Here is a 16,041-nt window from a genome sequence, read left to right on the forward strand (position 1 = left end):
GCTCTTCGCCGACCGTGTCGGCTGCAGGCACCAGGGGCGCGGCGCGGCTGCCGGGTTCCTACTTGCTGTGGCTGGCCGGCATTCTGGCGTCGCTCACCGGGGACGCGGTCTTCTACTTCGCGATCGGCTGGGCAGCGAGCGCGAGTGGCGGTGCGGTCGCGGGACTTGCCCTGAGCGCCATCACCCTGCCAAGGGTGCTGCTGCTCCTCATCGGCGGTGCCGTCAGCGACCGGTTCAGCGCGCGTCGCGTCCTGATCGTAGGTGATGCGGCGATGCTGGCCTTCTCCCTCATCCTGGCTGCAGTCGCATATCACCTCGGGGCCTCGCCCGCCGTGCTCATCGTGGCCGGCATTGTGGTCGGCGTTGCCGACGCGTTCTACCTTCCTGCCTCCGGCTCTATGCCCCGCCGCCTGGTGGGCAAGGAGCAGCTGCCTCGTGCGCTCTCCTTGCGCCAGGTAGGCGGTCAGGTCGTCAATATGGGAGGTGGGCCGCTGGGTGGCGTACTGGTAGGCCTGGCCGGGCTGGCGGGGGTTGCCCTGGTGAACGCCGTCACCTTCGCGCTCGTTCTGGCGGTACTGATCGTAATCCGGCCTGGGCACGAGCCACCCCCGGCGCCGAGGAGCGGCCATCTGGTAAAAGACGCCTGGGACGGTGTGAGCGTCGCCTTCGCCCATCCGGTCCTGCGTCCTGGGCTGCTGATGACTGGTGCTGCAGCGGGCTTTCTGTTGCCCGTCCTTCCCCTGCTGCTCCCGCTCCTGGCGCGAGAGCAGCACTGGGACGCGAGTGCCGCCGGCTTGGCGGTCGGAGCGCAAGGGGTCGGTATGGTCGCCGTCACGCTCTTGGTCCTGCGCCGCGGAGCCCTGGGCCGACCCGGGCTCCTAGCCGCATGCGGTCTCATCGTGGCCGGTGCCGGTGTCCTGGGCATTGCGCTCACACCCGGTGCCGGAGCTGTGCTCGTGGCCAGCTTCGGTGTCGGTATCGGCAACGGCCTCTTCGCCGCACACATCATGCCCTTGGTCCTCGCGGTGACACCTGACAGTCACCTGTCGCGCATCCAGGCGGTGCTCGTTCTCGTCCAGAGCCTCGCCCTTCTGCTCATGAACAACGTGCTGGGCAACCTCGCCGGATTCAGCAGTGCGGTAACCGCCCTCGCCGTCTGCGCTGCTGTGATCGTCGCTGTCGGGCTGCTGGGACTGGCCTCGGGCCCGCTTCGCAACAACCGCACGGGGCTGGATTCGGCCCCGTCCTGAGCCATGCTGCACCGCACCTTGGAGAGACACATGCCTGACACCGCAGATCCAGTTGCTTTGTCTGCAACGCAGGAACGACTTTGGATCGTGGACCAGCTGGCGCCGGAGGGCAGCTACAACGTCGCCTTGTGCTTCCGGCTCACCGGGGCGCTCGACGATGCCGCTCTGCACCGGGCAGCACAGTCGGTGACGAGGCGCCACGGCGCCCTGCGCACTCGCTTCGACGACACCATAGGCATGCCCTCGGGGAGACTGACACCGCCAGACGACATCCGGGTCGACGTGGAACGAGCCGAAGCAGACGGCCGAGGCCGTGCCCTGGACAGGCTTCTGTACGAGGCGGCATCACGATCGTTCGATCTAAGCACGGGGCCCTTGCTGCGCCTGCAGGTCGTGAATCTGCCGGGGGCAGTCCATATTGTGCTGGTCATCGTCCATCACGGCGCTTTCGACGGACTGTCCGGCCCTATCCTGACCCGGGAGCTCTGGCACCTCTATGATGCCTACGCCTCCGGGAAAGACCCGGCTCTACCTGAGTTGTCCGCCGATTACGGCGACTTCGCCCGCCTGCAACGTGACTGGCTTGATGGTGCCGACGCGGCTGAGCAGCTGGACTACTGGACACAGCAGCTACTCGATCCGCCCGCACCGCTGAACATCGCCGCACCGGACCCACGTCCAACCTGTCCTGGTGAACCCTCCCGGGGGGTGATCGAGTTCGGTTTTCCGCCCGAGGCCGCGCACGCAACCGCGCAGGCCGGCGCCGACTTGGGGGCTACCCCGTTCATGGTGCTGCTGGCCTCGTTCGCCGCGTCGCTGGCACGCCACACCGGTGCTCGGGACCTGATCATCGGCACGCCGGTCACCGAACGCCCTGCAGAGGAGTTCGAGCCCGTCATCGGTCCCTTCGACAACACGTTGCTGGTCCGTATCGACGCGGCACCTGCCGTTACCGCCGGACAGTTCGTAGAGCAGGTCAGCGATGTAGCGGTGCAGGCCTTGCTCCACAAGGACATCCCATTCCAGCACGTGGTCCGCTCCGTGGCTCCGGCCCGAAGTGGGTCTGCCGCCCCGGCTCTGTGCAACGTGGCGTTCTCGGTGGAGGAAACGCCGCAGGACCCGGGTTCGGTGCACGGGGCTGTGGTGAGCGCGGACCCCTGGCTCTTCGTCCCACCGGCCCGGTTCGACCTCACTTTGATGGTCGAGCTGTCCGAAGGCTGCTTCAAGGGACGTTTCTACTTTGACCCCGAGCGGGTGAGTGAGGCTGCGCTGCGGGTGCTGGCCGAAGAGCTGGTGGCGATGCCAGTCCTGTTCGCGTATGAGCCGGATTCTCTGATGTTTCCCGCTGGCAGGGAGTAACGCAGCGCATCTCGCGAGAAGAAGGGATTTTCATGAGTACGGCGAACGCCGATGGCCTTGTTCAGGACCTCAGCAAGTGGCTGTGGGAACCACGGCCGTCCGCAGCTGCACCGCGCGCAACACTGGCCATCCTGCCGCACGCCGGCGGGCTGGCCCAGGGATACGCCAAGTGGGCCCAGTGGTTCCCCGACGATGTGCGGGTCATCGCCGTACAGTATCCCGGTCGCGGCCCCCGCTTCGCGGAGCGCGCCGCCCTCTCGATGACCGATCTTGCCGACCCGGTAGCCGAAGCCCTCGCAGCGGAGGAGGAGCTCCACGTCTTCGGCCACAGTCTCGGCGCCATGCTCGGCTTCGAGGTGTGCTGGCGCCTGGCGCGCATGGGACGGCCGGTCAGGGCCTTCTTCCCCTCGGCCGCCCCTGCCTCACACATCCGGCGTGACGTACTCGCCCCGGACAGCGAACCGACCGACGCGGAGCTCATCGAGGCCCTGGTGGACCGCGGCGGAATGGACCCGGCAGCCTTCGAACACCCCGAACTAATGGAACTGGTCCTCGAAACGTTGCGCTCCGACCGCCAGATCACGTTGTCGTACCGTTACGGGGAACAGCACCGCACATTGGACTGTCCCGTCGTGGCCTTCGGCGGCACCGCCGATGCCGCCGTCGTCCCAGAGGATGTCGCGCGTTGGCCGGAACTGACGACGGGCCCCGGCGAGGTGCACCTTCTCGAAGGCGGCCACTTCTACGTCAACGATCACATGACGCCGGTAACCGCCCGGATCCGGCAGCAGATCGCGCTGTGAGTGGTCGTGCGCACTCAGCCCCACAGCTGATACCCGTCCGCCCGAGCTGACCGTTAGGGTCGCTCCACAACAACTCCAGGAACATGACGAACCAGCCTTTCACCCTCGTTTGTCTCCCCTTCGCCGGCAGCGGAGCGTCGTTCTACCGCGCCTGGCCACCAGCTCCTTTCGGCGGCCCGGGCCGCGTCCTGGCCGTTCAGTTTCCCGGGCGGGAGGAGCTGTTCGAAAAAGAGCCCTTCGACGACGTCCGGTCGGCCGGGGCAGCCCTCGTCCCTGACGTACTCGACGAAGCCGATCCCGACGCGCCCCTCGTCCTGTTCGGGCACAGCCTGGGCGCAGTAGTCGCGTACGAGATGGCCCGGGCCATCGAACGATCACACCCCGGCCGCCTGAGCCACCTCTACGTGAGCGGGTCCCCCGGGCCGCGGGGTGTCCGCGCCGAGCGGGCCACCGGTCTCGACGACGAGGAATTCCTCGCCCGTGTCCACGAGTTCGCCGGGTACCGCCACGAGGCGTTCGATGTGCCGGAACTGCGCGAAATCCTCCTGCCCGTTCTGCGCGCCGACGTCGCCATGCACGAGAACTATCAGCCGGCCGACGGCGCACCGCTGTCCGCGCCGATCACCGCGCTGCGCGGCGCCGACGACCTCCTGGTGTCCACTCGGCAGGCGCGTGAATGGGAGGACTGGACCCAAGGCACCTTCGCCTACCAGGAACTCCCTGGCAGCCACATGTACCTGGCCGAAAGCCCTGATCCGCTGCTGCGAGTCCTGTCCGGCACACGGCTCTGAGGGGGACGACACCATGAGACTCAAAGGCAAGACGGCTCTGATCACCGGCGCAGCACGCGGCCTGGGACGCGACTGCGCCCTCAGATTCGCCGCGGAGGGAGTCGATCTGGTGCTCCTCGACCTCGGACAGGACATCGACGGTGTCCCGTACGCTCTCGGTTCGCAGGCTCAACTGGAGTTCACGGCCCAGGAATGTGAACGGGCCGGTGCCTGCGCTGTCGTCGTTACGGCCGATGTACGCAGCGAGGACGACTGTCAGGCCGGTGTCTCTGCCGCTCTGGAACGCTTCGGGCGCTTGGATGTCCTTATCAATAACGCGGGCATCGCAGCGCCTTCGGGAAAGCTCATTGAGGACATCACCGAGCCAGAGTGGTCGCTCATGATCGACGTCGATCTTTCTGGCGCCTGGCGCATGATGAAGGCGGCACTTCCCCATATGGCCGGGCAGCGCTCGGGCAGCATTGTCAACGTCTCCTCCACCGCCGGACTGGTCGGGTACCGACTCTTTGCCGGATACGTCGCGGCCAAGCACGGACTCATCGGCCTGACCAAGGCCGCGGCACTGGACTACGCGCCCGCACAGGTTCGCGTGAATGCTCTCTGCCCAGGATCGGTGCATGACGACCCGGCGCGAGAAGGCCGCATGCTCTCCGAAATCGCACGGTCGCTGGATGTGTCCGTGGCAGAACATGAAACGATCTTCGTTCGCGACCAGCCCATGAACACCCTGATCGACCCCGCCGATATCTCCAATGCCGCCCTGTGGCTCGCGAGTGACGAATCCCGCCAGGTCACCGGCACCGTTCTCACGGTTGACGGCGGCTTCACGGCCCGCTGACGGCACCCACTCCCACTCACCTTTGCATCAGCGGAAGGCCGTTCATGACCACACGCGCGACCACAGATATCGCGCCGCTCCTGCCAGGTGCGGCATGCCACAGCCTCGCCATCAGGCTCGACCACGGCTTCGACTACGAGCGAGCACGCGAACGGCTCACCGAAGCCGATATACAGACGGTGTACGGCGGGGCAAAGCTCTGGACAACCCGCGTGCACGCACGGGCGGCAGCACCCGAGGCACAGCGCAGACGAACTGCTGAGGCAACGCGTCCGATCCGCGCAGGAGTCGCTCCGCTGCGTGCAGTGCTGCTGCGCTACGACGACACGCAAGATCTCATTCTGGTGGCAGACCGTTCCCGCATACCGGTTCCGAGCCTACGCCGGGCCGCCACTCTACTGACATCCGAAATCCCCACCTCTGGTGCAGCCCTGGCCCGCGGCATGCTCCAGGAGCCTGCCCTGGACACCGGCCGAGGTGACGCCCTTCGACCCGCATGGGGGCTCCCCGACCACCACGACGCATCCCTGACCGGCTGGACCTCGCTGAACCTCGCTCTGGAAAGCGGAATCGACAGGACATCCCTCACCGGGGCCATGGCACTGACCGTGGCTCGGTACAGTGGAGACGAGGCTGTCCGGCTCGGCGCCCTGGACCTCGCCGAACACCTGAAGCCAGGCTTCATCACCCTCAAGGCACATGAGGGTCAAGCTGTGTCCGACCTACTCGCCCGCGCCGGAATTCGCCCCGAGGAACGAACGGATCACGAACCTCTGCCGAGTGTGGGCATCATCCACGCCAAGGAGGGTCAGGAACAGTACGAGCCCTCACTGTCGCCGATATTCCCCCTCACTCTCCGCGTCACCGAGCGGGCCGACGGAACACTGGACGCCACCTGCCAATTCGAAGAGGCAGCCGTCTCCCGCACCATCGCCGAACAGTTCTGCTCCTATCTGGTCAGGATCGCTGCGGACCTTCGCGCAGGGGCTGGGCGGCGGCTACTCACTGATATCGCCCCCCTGACTGGTGAGACCGCACGCGACATCCTTGCGCTGGGGGGACTGGGCACCATGGCTCCCCCGTCGGGCTCATCGGGCGAGGCGATTCACCAGCGTTTTGCGAAGATCGCCCGGATGTCGCCCCATGCCACGTGCTTGACAGCCGGCTCCACCCAGCTGACCTACCAGGAGCTCAACAGCCGTGCCGAGATCTGCGCGGCCGGACTCCGTAACCTGGGAGTCGCTCCCGGGGACCTGGTAGGTGCGTGCCTCGAACGCGACGCAGACCTCGTCGTGGTTCTGCTGGCCGTCCTCAAGGCCGGTGCCGCCTACGTCCCGATGGATACCCGACACCCGGTCGACCGGCTGCGATACACGGCTGCGGACGCGGGCCTGCGCGTAATTGTCACGGCACTGGACACGTTTCCTGCACCTGACGGAGCGGTGATTGTTAGCCCCGCCGAGGTGGCCGAACGAGGCAGCGCCTCGCCGTCGCCCGAGCTGGAGCCCTCGACCGACAGCGCATCGAGCACCGCGTACGTGATCTATACCTCGGGTTCGACAGGACGTCCCAAGGGCGTCGTCGTGCCGCACCGCAACGTCATTGCTCTGGTGGAGGCTACGACAGCTGATTTCCGCCTCGGCTCGGACGATACCTGGACCCTCTTCCACTCGAGCGCCTTTGACTTTTCGGTCTGGGAAATGTGGGGATGCCTGCTCACCGGTGGACGTTTGGTTGTTGTGCCGTATTGGGTGACACGGGACACTGACGAATTCTGCGAGCTTGTTCTCACCGAGCGAGTCACGGTGCTGAACCAGACGCCCTCAGCGTTTTCCCAGCTCCTCAACGCCGGTCAGTTGCAGGAGCGGGAGCCGGCGCTCCGGCTGATCATCTTTGGCGGTGAACCGCTCGACACCAGGATGCTGGAGACCTGGTACGCCCGCCGCTCGCCCGCGAGCTGTCGGCTCGTGAACATGTTTGGGATCACTGAAACGACGGTGCATGTCACCTCCCACACCATGACACCGAAGGACGTCGCCTCTGGGTCCCGTTCGGTCGGCAAACCTCTGCCTGGCTGGCACTTGTCCGTCCGCGACACGCACGGCCGGATCCTCCCTCCGGGAGCGACCGGCGAACTTTGCGTAGGGGGCGCGGGAGTGGCCGACCGATATCTGGGCAAGCCTGACCTCACTGCCGAGCGTTTCGTCCACGACCCTCTCACGGACGAACTCATCTACCGAAGCGGAGATCAGGGGCGGATGTGGCCCGACGGTTCCTTCGATCACCTGGGCCGCTTGGACAACCAAGTCAAGGTGCGCGGCTACCGCATCGAACTGGACGAAATCCGGGCCGCGTTGATCGACTCCGGCGGCATTTCCGCAGCGGCTGTGGTCGTGCGTCAGGACAACCCGGCGGACCCGGCAAGCAGGCGACTCGACGGCTATGTGGCCGCAGCGGACGACACATTGGACCTGGACGCAGTGCAAGCCCGCCTCCGAGCCCTGCTGCCCGACTATATGGTCCCTTCGACTTTGACGATCCTCACCGAGATCCCACTGACCATCAACGGCAAGCTCGACAAGACCAGGCTGCCTGATCCTCGCGCTGATGCCACTCGATTCCCGGCGGTCTCCTCAGAAGTGGCACCGCAGAGGAGTCGGGTTTCTCATGCTGACCCGGCGGCAACAATCGTTCGTATCTGGAGCGCCCTCCTGAAGACCGAGGTCGGACTGGATGACAACTTCTTCAGGCTAGGCGGCAATTCGCTCATGGTGGTCCAAGCCATTGCCGCGCTCCGCACCGAAGGACTGCCCAAGGTCTCACCCAGGGAGTTCTACAAGAACTCGACGGCCCGCCAGTTCATTTCACTTGTGCAGCAGCTCACTGAAGCTTCCCCTTGATCGCGGACGCCTGGAGACTGGGATCTGAGGTTCCAGAGTAAGCAGCACCATATGGGAAGCAAGAACAACCGGAAGGAGCCACGTGCATGCCCACGTTCCCGTCCTTCGACGACCTCGAACTCGCATACCATGTATCTGGGGAGGGGCCACCGATAGTCTGTCTGGCGGGAGGCCCCGGACGAGCGTCTACCTATCTCTCCGGAATCACCGCCAGCCTCCCCAGCAGCACCGTCATCCGCCTGGACAACCGTGGCACTGGGCAATCCGCCACCCCGGACGACCCCGCGACGTATCGTGCCGCCGCCTCGGTCCACGATGTCGAGGCATTGATGAGGCACCTCAACTACAAGCGCCCCGTGTTGCTCGCGCATTCATCCGCCGCCAACACCGCGATGCTCTACACTCTGCGACATCCTCACCGGCTCTCTCATCTCGTCCTTGTTGCTCCCAGTAGCCGTCTAGTAGGCATCGACGTCAAGGACTTTCACGAAGCGCTGTTGCTACGGACACACGAAGAGTGGTACCCGCAGGCCCGCGAAGCGATCGACGGCTGGGTTTGCTCCAGGACAATGGCGGAAACTGTGCCCTACCGAGTGCCTGCAGCTCCCTTCTACTACGGCCGTTGGGACGAAGCAGCGCGGTCGCATGCGGATAGCGAACCGGAGCAGATCAGCCTCGCCGCGGCCGAGGGCTTCTACGAGGGATTCGACTTCGATACTGAATCCATGCGCATGGCTCTGCAGCAGCTGCCCGTTCCAGTACTGGTGATCACCGGTGAGCTGGACCCCTTCCCCACGCCGAGCACCGGCGAACGGCTCGCAGCTGTATTCCCCCACGGAAAATCGTTCGTTCAACCTTCGGGAGGTCACTTCCCATGGCTTGACGATTCTTCTGTTCTCGCTGAAGCGATCCATGACCACCTCAAGAGCGGCGGCTCTGCGTAGCGAACGTGTGGCCATGGGTGAGGACCTTGCTGATGTCAGGTTATGGGCGGACGAACTGTGTTGGACGACTCTCTGCATGAGCACGTAGGCGGGGGTTCGCGACAGTCACGGTGGACATGAGCGCTGATCTTGGTGGGCAGTCTGATCTTGCTTGGCCGACCACGGTCCAGACCGACACCGCATGGTTCACCGTTGCTGTCACGGACAAACCGCGCGAGGTCGGGCGATTCTCCCGCATGTTCGACGCCATGGTGGCATCGGCCCTGCCTCCTGGGGACACCCCGAAGTTCCTGCACCAACTATCGAGAGAGATCACGGAAAATGCTCACCCTGCCACGTTGATGGCATCCGACCTGAAGGGCGCTCGCTGGTTCAACGTCGTCCTACAGCAACGGCGAGGGCGAATGCGTCGAGGCTGCCAACCTAACCCACGCCCTACAGCGGCGTCGCGATCCGCGACTCCAAGGACTCCCACGGCCCAGCCTTGCTGTTCACCCCGGGAGACACTCGCCTCGTTCGTGTCCAGCGCGCGACCGGGTCAAATTCGACATCTGACTCACGTACTGCTGGGAGCGTGAACCGGTCTCTTTGCCGCCTCGAACGCGGGAACACGAAGCAAGCGCCCTGCTCGCGACGGCTGTCGTCAATAGTGGGGCGCTGTGCCGACTGACCATACGGCCACATCCGGCTGATCGGCTCAATGACCGTTGTCAATGACCGTTGCGGGATGCTCCGTTGCTACCCTGCGGCGGCCCCGTCAATGTGGCCGGAGCGTCGCCAACGCGCGAGCACTGCCCGGCCGTAGTTGTTGGTGCCCGCTGCCCGATCCAGCTCTGCCCCGGTCGGCGTACGTCCCTTGGCTCGCTCCCGCTGGAAGTGGGCCCACATGGCCTGCTCGGCGGTCGCCGTGCCCGATGCAAGGGAGCCGTTCGGGACACGGGCGAGACTGATCCACGTCTCGCTCTCGGCCATGCTCTCGCCATCGAGAGTTGCCGCGGCCCGACCGGATGCCACCCCGTTCCGCTCTCGCGTGTCCCCACGGTGCGTGAGAAGTTCGACAGCGAGGAGCAGAGCCACCGGGGGCCAGCCGGCCACCAGAATGGGCTGCCACGAAAACGCAGGCGCAGCAGCGATGTTGGCGGCGAGGGACACGCTGCTCCCGAGGCCGAACGCCAGCCGGACCATGTAACGCATACGGTTGCTGGATGGACCGCCGGGTTTCAGCAGGCCGACCGTGGCAAGCACCAGCAAGCCATCCACGGACAGCGGCCACAGTGCCGCCCCCGTGGGGTCGGCTCCTCCATGGAGCGCAAAGTCCCGTTGATGCTCGTAAGACGCGTAGGCGGCTACAGCAGCAACGACGAGCGCACAGATTCGCCGCACCCACACTTCAAGCGTCGTCGCGGTCTGTGCCTGGTGAGGACGTGCACCTTGCGCGTCTGTGCCGTTCATCGGGCACCACCGCCCCGGCGACGGCGGCGCTGCTTCGGAACCTCTACAGTCGCGGAAACGACCAGTTCACGACGCATGCGCTTTCCTGTAGATGCTGTTCGAGCCGCGCCGAGGGTACTTCCGATCAAGGGTCCTGACCAGCGGATATGTTGGTCAGGACCGTGCTTGTGCATACCAAAACGCACGCGGTCTTTTGATCGTTGCTCCTTTCGTCCGGCGCAGTGCGCCATTCGGCGTGAAGGGCGTCCCCTCCGATGACTTTGCCCAGGTCAGCTGCCTTCGTTGCTGGAGTGATGCCCTGACCACGAGGCGTTGAGCAGTTTGGCCGCTCGCACGCCGCTTGTTCCGGAGAAGGGCTGTGACCTGCACCGATGCATTGATGGTGCGGTGAAACGCACACGGCGTCGTGGGACCCAACTCGTCAGGTTTGGCCCTGCCAGCCTGTCAATTCATTTGCCACGTACGGCTCTTGACCTGCCAGAGGGTCGGAGGCCTGAGCCGGGTTGCCTCTGGACTCCGCCACTGCCGAGCGAGCCCTCTGCACACGTCAGGCCGGGCGGCTGTGGGCCACCTTGATCCCGTCCGGGCTTCTTGTAGTCGCTGACCTGAAGTTTCAGCCAAGAGAGACGCTGTGTCCGGTCCCGGACTTTCCTCCGGGCCGGACACGGCCCTGGCTGCATGCTCACAGTGCGGCACCTTCGGTCCCACTGACGTCCGCCCCTGATGAACGTCCGCTACGGCCCCAACTTTCGGACGCACCGCGGGTCATGACTTTCGCCCGTCAGCCCAGGTCGGACATGTCGAGTACGAAGCGGTAGCGGATGTCGTTGCGCCGGAGGCGTTCCAGGGCCTCGTTCACGTGCGCCGAGGGGAGCATCTCGATGTCGGCGACGATGGCGTGTTCCGCGCAGAAATCGAGCATGGCGGCGGTCGCGGGGAGGCCGCCGCTGCCTGCGGAGGTTAGGGCCTTCCGTCCCACGAGCAGATCGGTGGTCTCCACAGTGACGGATCCGAGGTGGCCGAGGTGGCTGAGGGTGCCGTCCATGGCGACCATGCGCAGGTAAGGGCCGAGGTCGTGCGGGGCGGAGACGGTGTCGATGAGGACGTCGAAGCGGTCGCGGGCGGCAGCCGTCTGGGCCGAGTCCGTGGAGACGATGAGGCCGTGAGCGCCCAGACATCGGGCGTCGTCGATCTTGTCCGGTGAGCGGCTGATGACCGTGGTCTCGGCGCCGAGTGCCACGGCGATCTTGACCGCGAGATGGCCCAGACCGCCCAGTCCCGCCACTGCGACGCGGGTCCCCGGACCGACGCCGAGGGCCCGCAACGGCTCCCAGACGGTGACTCCGGCACAGAGCAAAGGAGCGGCGGCCGCCGGATCCAGGCCGGCGGGAAGGGGGTGGGCGAAGCGGTCACGGACGACGTACTCGCGGGAGAAGGCCCCCAGGGTGGTCGATCCGTCGTGCCGGTCGACGCCGTCATACGTCAGAGTCGGGAAGGCATGACAGAAGTTTTCTTGGCCGGCCTGGCACATGGCGCACTCGCCGCACGAGTCGACGATGTTGCCGACCGCGACCTGGTCGCCGACGGCGAAGTGGGTGGCCGCGGATCCAGTCTCGGTCACCACGCCCGTGAACTCGTGGCCCGGCACCAGGGACCGGCCGCCCTCGCCGGCCAGGGCGCTGACGGCGTGCGCATCGGTGTGGCAGACGCCGCAGTAGTCGACGCGGATCGCGAGGTCGTCGGGGCGCAGCTCGCGCCGTTCAAGTGACGTCCGCCGCAGTGCCGTCGACGGGCCTTCCGCCCGCCAGCCGACGGTGCTCCTCATGGCGCCTCCCCTTTACAGACAGACTGGTTGGTCTATTTACGTTACCATCAAACAGACCAACCGTTCTGTCTGCTAGCGTCGGTGCATGGCCGATCAGCCCCTGACCTCGCGTGGAGCCGCGACATACCAGCGCATCCTCGACGTGGCGACCCAGGAGTTCGCCGAGCACGGGATCGCGGGCGCGCGCATCGAGCGGATCGTGACCGCGGCACGCACCAACAAGGCGCAGCTCTATGCCTACTTCGGCAGCAAGGAAGGGCTCTTCGACACCATCTTCTTCAGCTCGCTGGAGCGGATCATGAATGTCGTCCCGGTCGACGCCACCGACCTCGCTGACTGGGCCGTGCGCCTCTATGACGAGTATCTCCGCCGCCCCGACCTCATCCGTCTGGCCACCTGGGCCCGCCTGGAGCGACGCCCAACTGGACACCTCGTCGAGGAATCCGGCCGACTCGACGACCCCAAGCTGCGTGCCATCGCCGAGGCCCAGTCCCGCGGTTTGGTGCGCCACGGAGACCCCTTCGACGTGATGGCCATGGTGATCGCAATGTCGATGGCGTGGTCACCGGTCAGCAATGTTTACGCGGCGACCGCACAGGAGTCTCCCGAAGTGCACGAGCAGCGCCGGACCCTGCTCCACGAGAGCGTCCGCCGCGCGATGACGCCGGGCAACAGCCCCTAGAGGTGTGCTGTTCGGGCACGTTGGTGACGGGCGACACGCGGTGAGTGGTTCTTGAACGAGGTGAGTGCCTTCTGCCAGGTCGCGTGGCACTTGATAAGGCCGACGGCGGCCAGGCCGAGACCGTGGTGGGTGGCCGGCAGCGAGGTCGGCCAGCTCCACCGGGCCCTCTCAGCAGCTGCGGACGCCGGGACCCGAGGGTGAGCGGGGTCACCGTCGTGGGTGCGTTGGCGCTCTAGCGTCACCGTGTGGATGATCAGGATCTCGCCGGAGGTGGAGGATCACGATGCGTGCTGTGTGGAATGGTGCGGTGCTTGCGCAGGCGGAGCGGACAGTGGTGGTGAGGGACCACTGCTTTCCGCCCGAGTCGCTCAACCGCGGGTACGTCTCTGAGAGCCGCAGGCGGTCGCAGTGCCTGCGGAAGGGGATCGCCCGCTGTTGCTGGGTGATCGTCGGCGGGCGGGATTTCGCGAACGCCGCCTGGTGCTGCCCGCACCCAAGTCCGTTCGCCAGGAAGATCAAAAGCCATGTCGCCTTCTCGAACGGCGTCACCGTGGAAGCAGTACCGGAGGCCGGACGATGACCGGCGCACGCCTGGCACGGATCGCCGCGTGGACCGTCGGCGTCGGAGGTGTCCTGGGCGGTACCTACCTGGGACTGGTGACCGGAGCGGTGCCCGTCGACGTGGGCGCGGGCCGCCGCACCCGACCGTTGGGCCCGCAGACCGTGGACATCGCAGCGTCCCGGGAGGTGGTCTTCGACGTGGTGGCGCAGCCGTACCTGGGCCGCACCCCGCGGGCCATGCGCGAGAAGCTCAGCGTGCTGGAGCGGGGCAGCGACCTGGTGCTGGCCGAACACTTCACGCCCGTTGCGGGCGGGAGGCTGAGGGCGGTCACGGTGGAGACGGTGCGATTCTCCCGGCCCGAGCGCATCGACTTCCGGCTGGTGCGGGGCCCGGTCCCGCAGGTGACCGAGTCCTTCGTACTGAGCGGGCACGCTACGGGGACACGACTGGTGTACGAGGGGCAGATGGGCACGGACCTGTGGCGGCTCGGACAGTGGTGGGGCTCTGCGGTTGCCGCCCGCTGGGAGGCGACCGTTGCGGCGTCGCTCGCCTCTGTCAGGGAGGAAGCGGAGCGCAGAGCGCGGAGTTGAGGCCGCGTGACGGTGCGCCGGATCGCATGCATCACACCGCCGCCCCGCCGATCGCGTCGAGCGCTGAGGTCACTGTCTTCCTGAGGCGGCGTGCGTCCGCGCCGGCGCGCGATCGCAGGTTCACCCCGTGTGCGAGCAGCGCCAGCACCTCGGCCGCGGCGGCGGGATCGCTGCCCGGGGCCAGTTGACCGCGCTCCTGGGCCGCGAGGAGGGCCCCGTGCAACGCGTCGCGCAGGCGATCGTGCTGCCGGTCGAGGATCGACCGCACGTCGGGGTCGCCGTTCTCGGCGCCCGCGTGCGCGTTGGAGACCATGCAGCCCCACTGGGCGAACTCGCCCCGGCAGCGCGTCTCGATCAGCCGGGTGAAGAAGTCGGTGACGGCGGGCAGTCCCCGCTGGTCCTCCGTAAGGCGCTCGAGGACCGGCCGCGTGCGGCTCTCGGCATAGCGCTCCAGAGCGGCGCGGTAGAGCTCCGTCTTGCCGCCGAACGTGGCGTACAGGCTGGAGCGGTTGAGTCCGGTCGCGTTCACGATGTCCTGGATGCCGGTCGCGGCCACGCCCTGGCGCCAGAACAGGCGGACCACCGTGTCCAGGGCCGCGTCCGAATCGAAGTGCTTGATGTCCGGCATGGTCATCCCGTCATCTTGAACTGAGAGTTCCAAGATACCGCTCCCCATGGTGACGGAGCCCACTCGCAAGGCTATCTTGGAACAGTCATTTCAAGATCCGTCTGTGAGGGGTCCCGATGAGCCTCAGCGCCGAACTGCGCGCCTTCTACGACGCCCGGCAGGAACAGATTCCCGCCGACATCCGGGAGATCATGAACCGCGCGGGACGGGACCTGGCCGAATCCGGCCAGGCCGACCGCGCGCTGTCCGTGGGTGCCCAGGCGCCCGGCTTCCGCCTGCCGAGCGCAACCGGACGGACCGTCACGCTGGACGGGCTGCTGGCCGAAGGGCCTGCCGTGCTGACCTTCTATCGCGGCGCGTGGTGCCCGTACTGCAACATCGCCCTGCGCTCCCTGCAGCAGCACCACGACGCCATCGCCGCGCGCGGGGCCCGGCTGGTGGCCGTCTCCCCGCAGATCCCCGACGAGTCCCTGTCCCTGACGGAGAAGCACGAGTTGGCCTTCGACGTCCTCAGCGACATCGGCGCCGACACCGCCAAGCAGTACGGACTCGCCTACGACCTGCCGGGCGACCTGGCCGGGGTCTACGACAGGCTCGGCTTCGACCTCCGGCGGGTGAACGGGGGCCACGCACGTACCCTGCCGTTGCCCGCCACCTACGTCATCAACGAGGCCGGCACCATCCAATGGGCCTTCGTCGACACCGACTACACCAGGCGCGCCGAACCGGCCGACATCATCGCCGCGCTCGACTCGCTGGGCTGACCCAGGCCGCATGGAGGGCTCTTCGGTGAGCGCGCTTACAGTTCCGGCCCCTCTCGCGGGCCTAGCGTGCGGGACATGACGCTGCGGATCGTGTTCGGTGCGCTGTATGCCGCGATGGCCGCCGGGCAGCTCGCCTCCTTCGGGCAGATGCCCGCGATCGTGACGGCCTACGGGCTCGTCACCGACGCGGGAGCTGCCGCGCTCGCAGTGGCGCTGATCGCGGGCGAACTGGTCAGTGGGCTCTGGCTGCTGGCCCGTCCGCGATCGCGAGCGACCACGCCGGTGTGGGTGTTCACCGCGGTCGCGATGGTCTGGGCGCTGCTGGCCGTCCAGGCCTACACACGCGGACTCACCGTCACGAACTGCGGCTGCTTCGGGATCTACCTGGCCCAGAGCCTGAACTGGGTCGTCCTCATCCAGGACGGACTCCTGCTGCTCTATGCAGGGTTGCTGCTCCGCGCGGCACGGCGCCCGGGAGAAACCAGGTCGCAGGAGGCGGTGAGTGAAGCCCACCGCAGGTGATCGCTCCGAGGTGGGAACGCCCACCCCGATGACCACTGCTCTGGCGGTGGAGCCGTGCCGGGCGGCCGGACGCGCGTCCCCGACACGCCCCTCCCGAAGGCAGCCGCCCGCCGATGCCCCACTGCTCCCGC

Annotated in this window: 15 protein-coding genes; 12 read left to right on the top strand and 3 right to left on the bottom strand. The window is 66.7% G+C overall.

Annotation, left to right across the window (positions count from 1 at the left end; all coding sequences use genetic code 11):
• Positions 1–62: 62 nt before the first annotated feature.
• The 7 genes from EV375_RS11880 to EV375_RS11910 all read left to right on the top strand — a co-directional run bounded on the left by EV375_RS11880 (position 63) and on the right by EV375_RS11910 (position 8,885).
• On the top strand, positions 63–1,250 hold the full coding sequence (locus EV375_RS11880; RefSeq protein WP_486588431.1) for an MFS transporter: 1,188 nt from the start codon (positions 63–65) through the stop codon (positions 1,248–1,250).
• Between the two features lie 30 nt (positions 1,251–1,280).
• The gene (locus tag EV375_RS11885; RefSeq protein WP_165434714.1) at positions 1,281–2,609 is read left to right on the top strand and encodes a condensation domain-containing protein; all 1,329 of its coding nucleotides are present in this window, start codon (positions 1,281–1,283) and stop codon (positions 2,607–2,609) included.
• 32 nt (positions 2,610–2,641) lie between these two features.
• The gene (locus EV375_RS11890; RefSeq protein ID WP_130299417.1) at positions 2,642–3,412 is read left to right on the top strand and encodes an alpha/beta fold hydrolase; all 771 of its coding nucleotides are present in this window, start codon (positions 2,642–2,644) and stop codon (positions 3,410–3,412) included.
• Between the two features lie 83 nt (positions 3,413–3,495).
• Positions 3,496–4,203, top strand: coding sequence for an alpha/beta fold hydrolase (locus EV375_RS11895; RefSeq protein ID WP_130299418.1), 708 nt, complete (start codon positions 3,496–3,498; stop codon positions 4,201–4,203).
• Positions 4,204–4,216: 13 nt separating this feature from the next.
• Positions 4,217–5,041 carry an SDR family oxidoreductase gene (locus tag EV375_RS11900; RefSeq protein ID WP_130299419.1) on the top strand — a complete coding sequence of 275 codons (825 nt, stop codon included), beginning with the start codon at positions 4,217–4,219 and terminating at the stop codon, positions 5,039–5,041.
• 44 nt (positions 5,042–5,085) lie between these two features.
• Positions 5,086–7,941, top strand: coding sequence for a non-ribosomal peptide synthetase (locus EV375_RS11905; RefSeq protein WP_130299420.1), 2,856 nt, complete (start codon positions 5,086–5,088; stop codon positions 7,939–7,941).
• Positions 7,942–8,027: 86 nt separating this feature from the next.
• Positions 8,028–8,885, top strand: coding sequence for an alpha/beta fold hydrolase (locus EV375_RS11910; RefSeq protein WP_130299421.1), 858 nt, complete (start codon positions 8,028–8,030; stop codon positions 8,883–8,885).
• A gap of 738 nt (positions 8,886–9,623) precedes the next feature.
• Here EV375_RS11910 and EV375_RS11925 read toward each other — a convergent pair.
• A complete protein-coding gene (locus EV375_RS11925; RefSeq protein ID WP_130299422.1) occupies positions 9,624–10,337 on the bottom strand; it encodes a DUF2637 domain-containing protein in 714 nt (237 codons plus the stop codon).
• Between the two features lie 781 nt (positions 10,338–11,118).
• Positions 11,119–12,162 (bottom strand): NAD(P)-dependent alcohol dehydrogenase, encoded by a 1,044-nt coding sequence (locus EV375_RS11930; protein WP_130299423.1) that lies wholly within the window; start codon positions 12,160–12,162, stop codon positions 11,119–11,121.
• A gap of 85 nt (positions 12,163–12,247) precedes the next feature.
• On the opposite strand from EV375_RS11930, the gene EV375_RS11935 reads away from it, so the two are divergent.
• From EV375_RS11935 to EV375_RS11945, 3 genes are all read left to right on the top strand, one after another.
• Positions 12,248–12,844 (top strand): TetR/AcrR family transcriptional regulator, encoded by a 597-nt coding sequence (locus tag EV375_RS11935; RefSeq protein ID WP_130299424.1) that lies wholly within the window; start codon positions 12,248–12,250, stop codon positions 12,842–12,844.
• A 283-nt stretch (positions 12,845–13,127) separates the two neighbouring features.
• Entirely contained in the window at positions 13,128–13,424 is a 297-nt protein-coding gene (locus EV375_RS11940) for a DUF427 domain-containing protein (protein ID WP_130299425.1), read from the top strand.
• Positions 13,421–13,996, top strand: coding sequence for an SRPBCC family protein (locus tag EV375_RS11945; protein WP_486588432.1), 576 nt, complete (start codon positions 13,421–13,423; stop codon positions 13,994–13,996). Before EV375_RS11940 ends, EV375_RS11945 begins: the two co-directional genes overlap by 4 nt.
• 31 nt (positions 13,997–14,027) lie before the next feature.
• On the opposite strand, the gene EV375_RS11950 is transcribed toward EV375_RS11945, so the two are convergent.
• Complete coding sequence (locus EV375_RS11950; RefSeq protein WP_130301782.1) at positions 14,028–14,624, bottom strand: TetR/AcrR family transcriptional regulator; 597 nt, start codon at positions 14,622–14,624, stop codon at positions 14,028–14,030.
• Positions 14,625–14,740: 116 nt separating this feature from the next.
• Between EV375_RS11950 and EV375_RS11955 the strand changes: the two genes are divergently transcribed.
• Both EV375_RS11955 and EV375_RS11960 read left to right on the top strand, forming a co-directional pair.
• Positions 14,741–15,388 (top strand): peroxiredoxin-like family protein, encoded by a 648-nt coding sequence (locus tag EV375_RS11955; protein ID WP_130299426.1) that lies wholly within the window; start codon positions 14,741–14,743, stop codon positions 15,386–15,388.
• 75 nt (positions 15,389–15,463) lie between these two features.
• Positions 15,464–15,910, top strand: a complete 447-nt coding sequence (locus EV375_RS11960) for a MauE/DoxX family redox-associated membrane protein (protein ID WP_130299427.1) — start codon at positions 15,464–15,466, stop codon at positions 15,908–15,910.
• Positions 15,911–16,041: the final 131 nt, after the last annotated feature.

The sequence above is a fragment of the Streptomyces sp. CNZ301 genome (assembly GCF_004217425.1).

Coding starts and splice junctions, on each gene's coding strand:
- EV375_RS11890 (WP_130299417.1), top strand. CDS start 2,642: ATGAGTACGGCGAACGCCGATGGCCTTGTTCAGGACCTCAGCAAGTGG.
- EV375_RS11935 (WP_130299424.1), top strand. CDS start 12,248: ATGGCCGATCAGCCCCTGACCTCGCGTGGAGCCGCGACATACCAGCGC.
- EV375_RS11945 (WP_486588432.1), top strand. CDS start 13,421: ATGACCGGCGCACGCCTGGCACGGATCGCCGCGTGGACCGTCGGCGTC.
- EV375_RS11885 (WP_165434714.1), top strand. CDS start 1,281: ATGCCTGACACCGCAGATCCAGTTGCTTTGTCTGCAACGCAGGAACGA.
- EV375_RS11960 (WP_130299427.1), top strand. CDS start 15,464: ATGACGCTGCGGATCGTGTTCGGTGCGCTGTATGCCGCGATGGCCGCC.
- EV375_RS11925 (WP_130299422.1), bottom strand. CDS start 10,337: ATGAACGGCACAGACGCGCAAGGTGCACGTCCTCACCAGGCACAGACC.
- EV375_RS11955 (WP_130299426.1), top strand. CDS start 14,741: ATGAGCCTCAGCGCCGAACTGCGCGCCTTCTACGACGCCCGGCAGGAA.
- EV375_RS11950 (WP_130301782.1), bottom strand. CDS start 14,624: ATGCCGGACATCAAGCACTTCGATTCGGACGCGGCCCTGGACACGGTG.
- EV375_RS11930 (WP_130299423.1), bottom strand. CDS start 12,162: ATGAGGAGCACCGTCGGCTGGCGGGCGGAAGGCCCGTCGACGGCACTG.
- EV375_RS11895 (WP_130299418.1), top strand. CDS start 3,496: ATGACGAACCAGCCTTTCACCCTCGTTTGTCTCCCCTTCGCCGGCAGC.
- EV375_RS11910 (WP_130299421.1), top strand. CDS start 8,028: ATGCCCACGTTCCCGTCCTTCGACGACCTCGAACTCGCATACCATGTA.
- EV375_RS11900 (WP_130299419.1), top strand. CDS start 4,217: ATGAGACTCAAAGGCAAGACGGCTCTGATCACCGGCGCAGCACGCGGC.
- EV375_RS11940 (WP_130299425.1), top strand. CDS start 13,128: ATGCGTGCTGTGTGGAATGGTGCGGTGCTTGCGCAGGCGGAGCGGACA.
- EV375_RS11905 (WP_130299420.1), top strand. CDS start 5,086: ATGACCACACGCGCGACCACAGATATCGCGCCGCTCCTGCCAGGTGCG.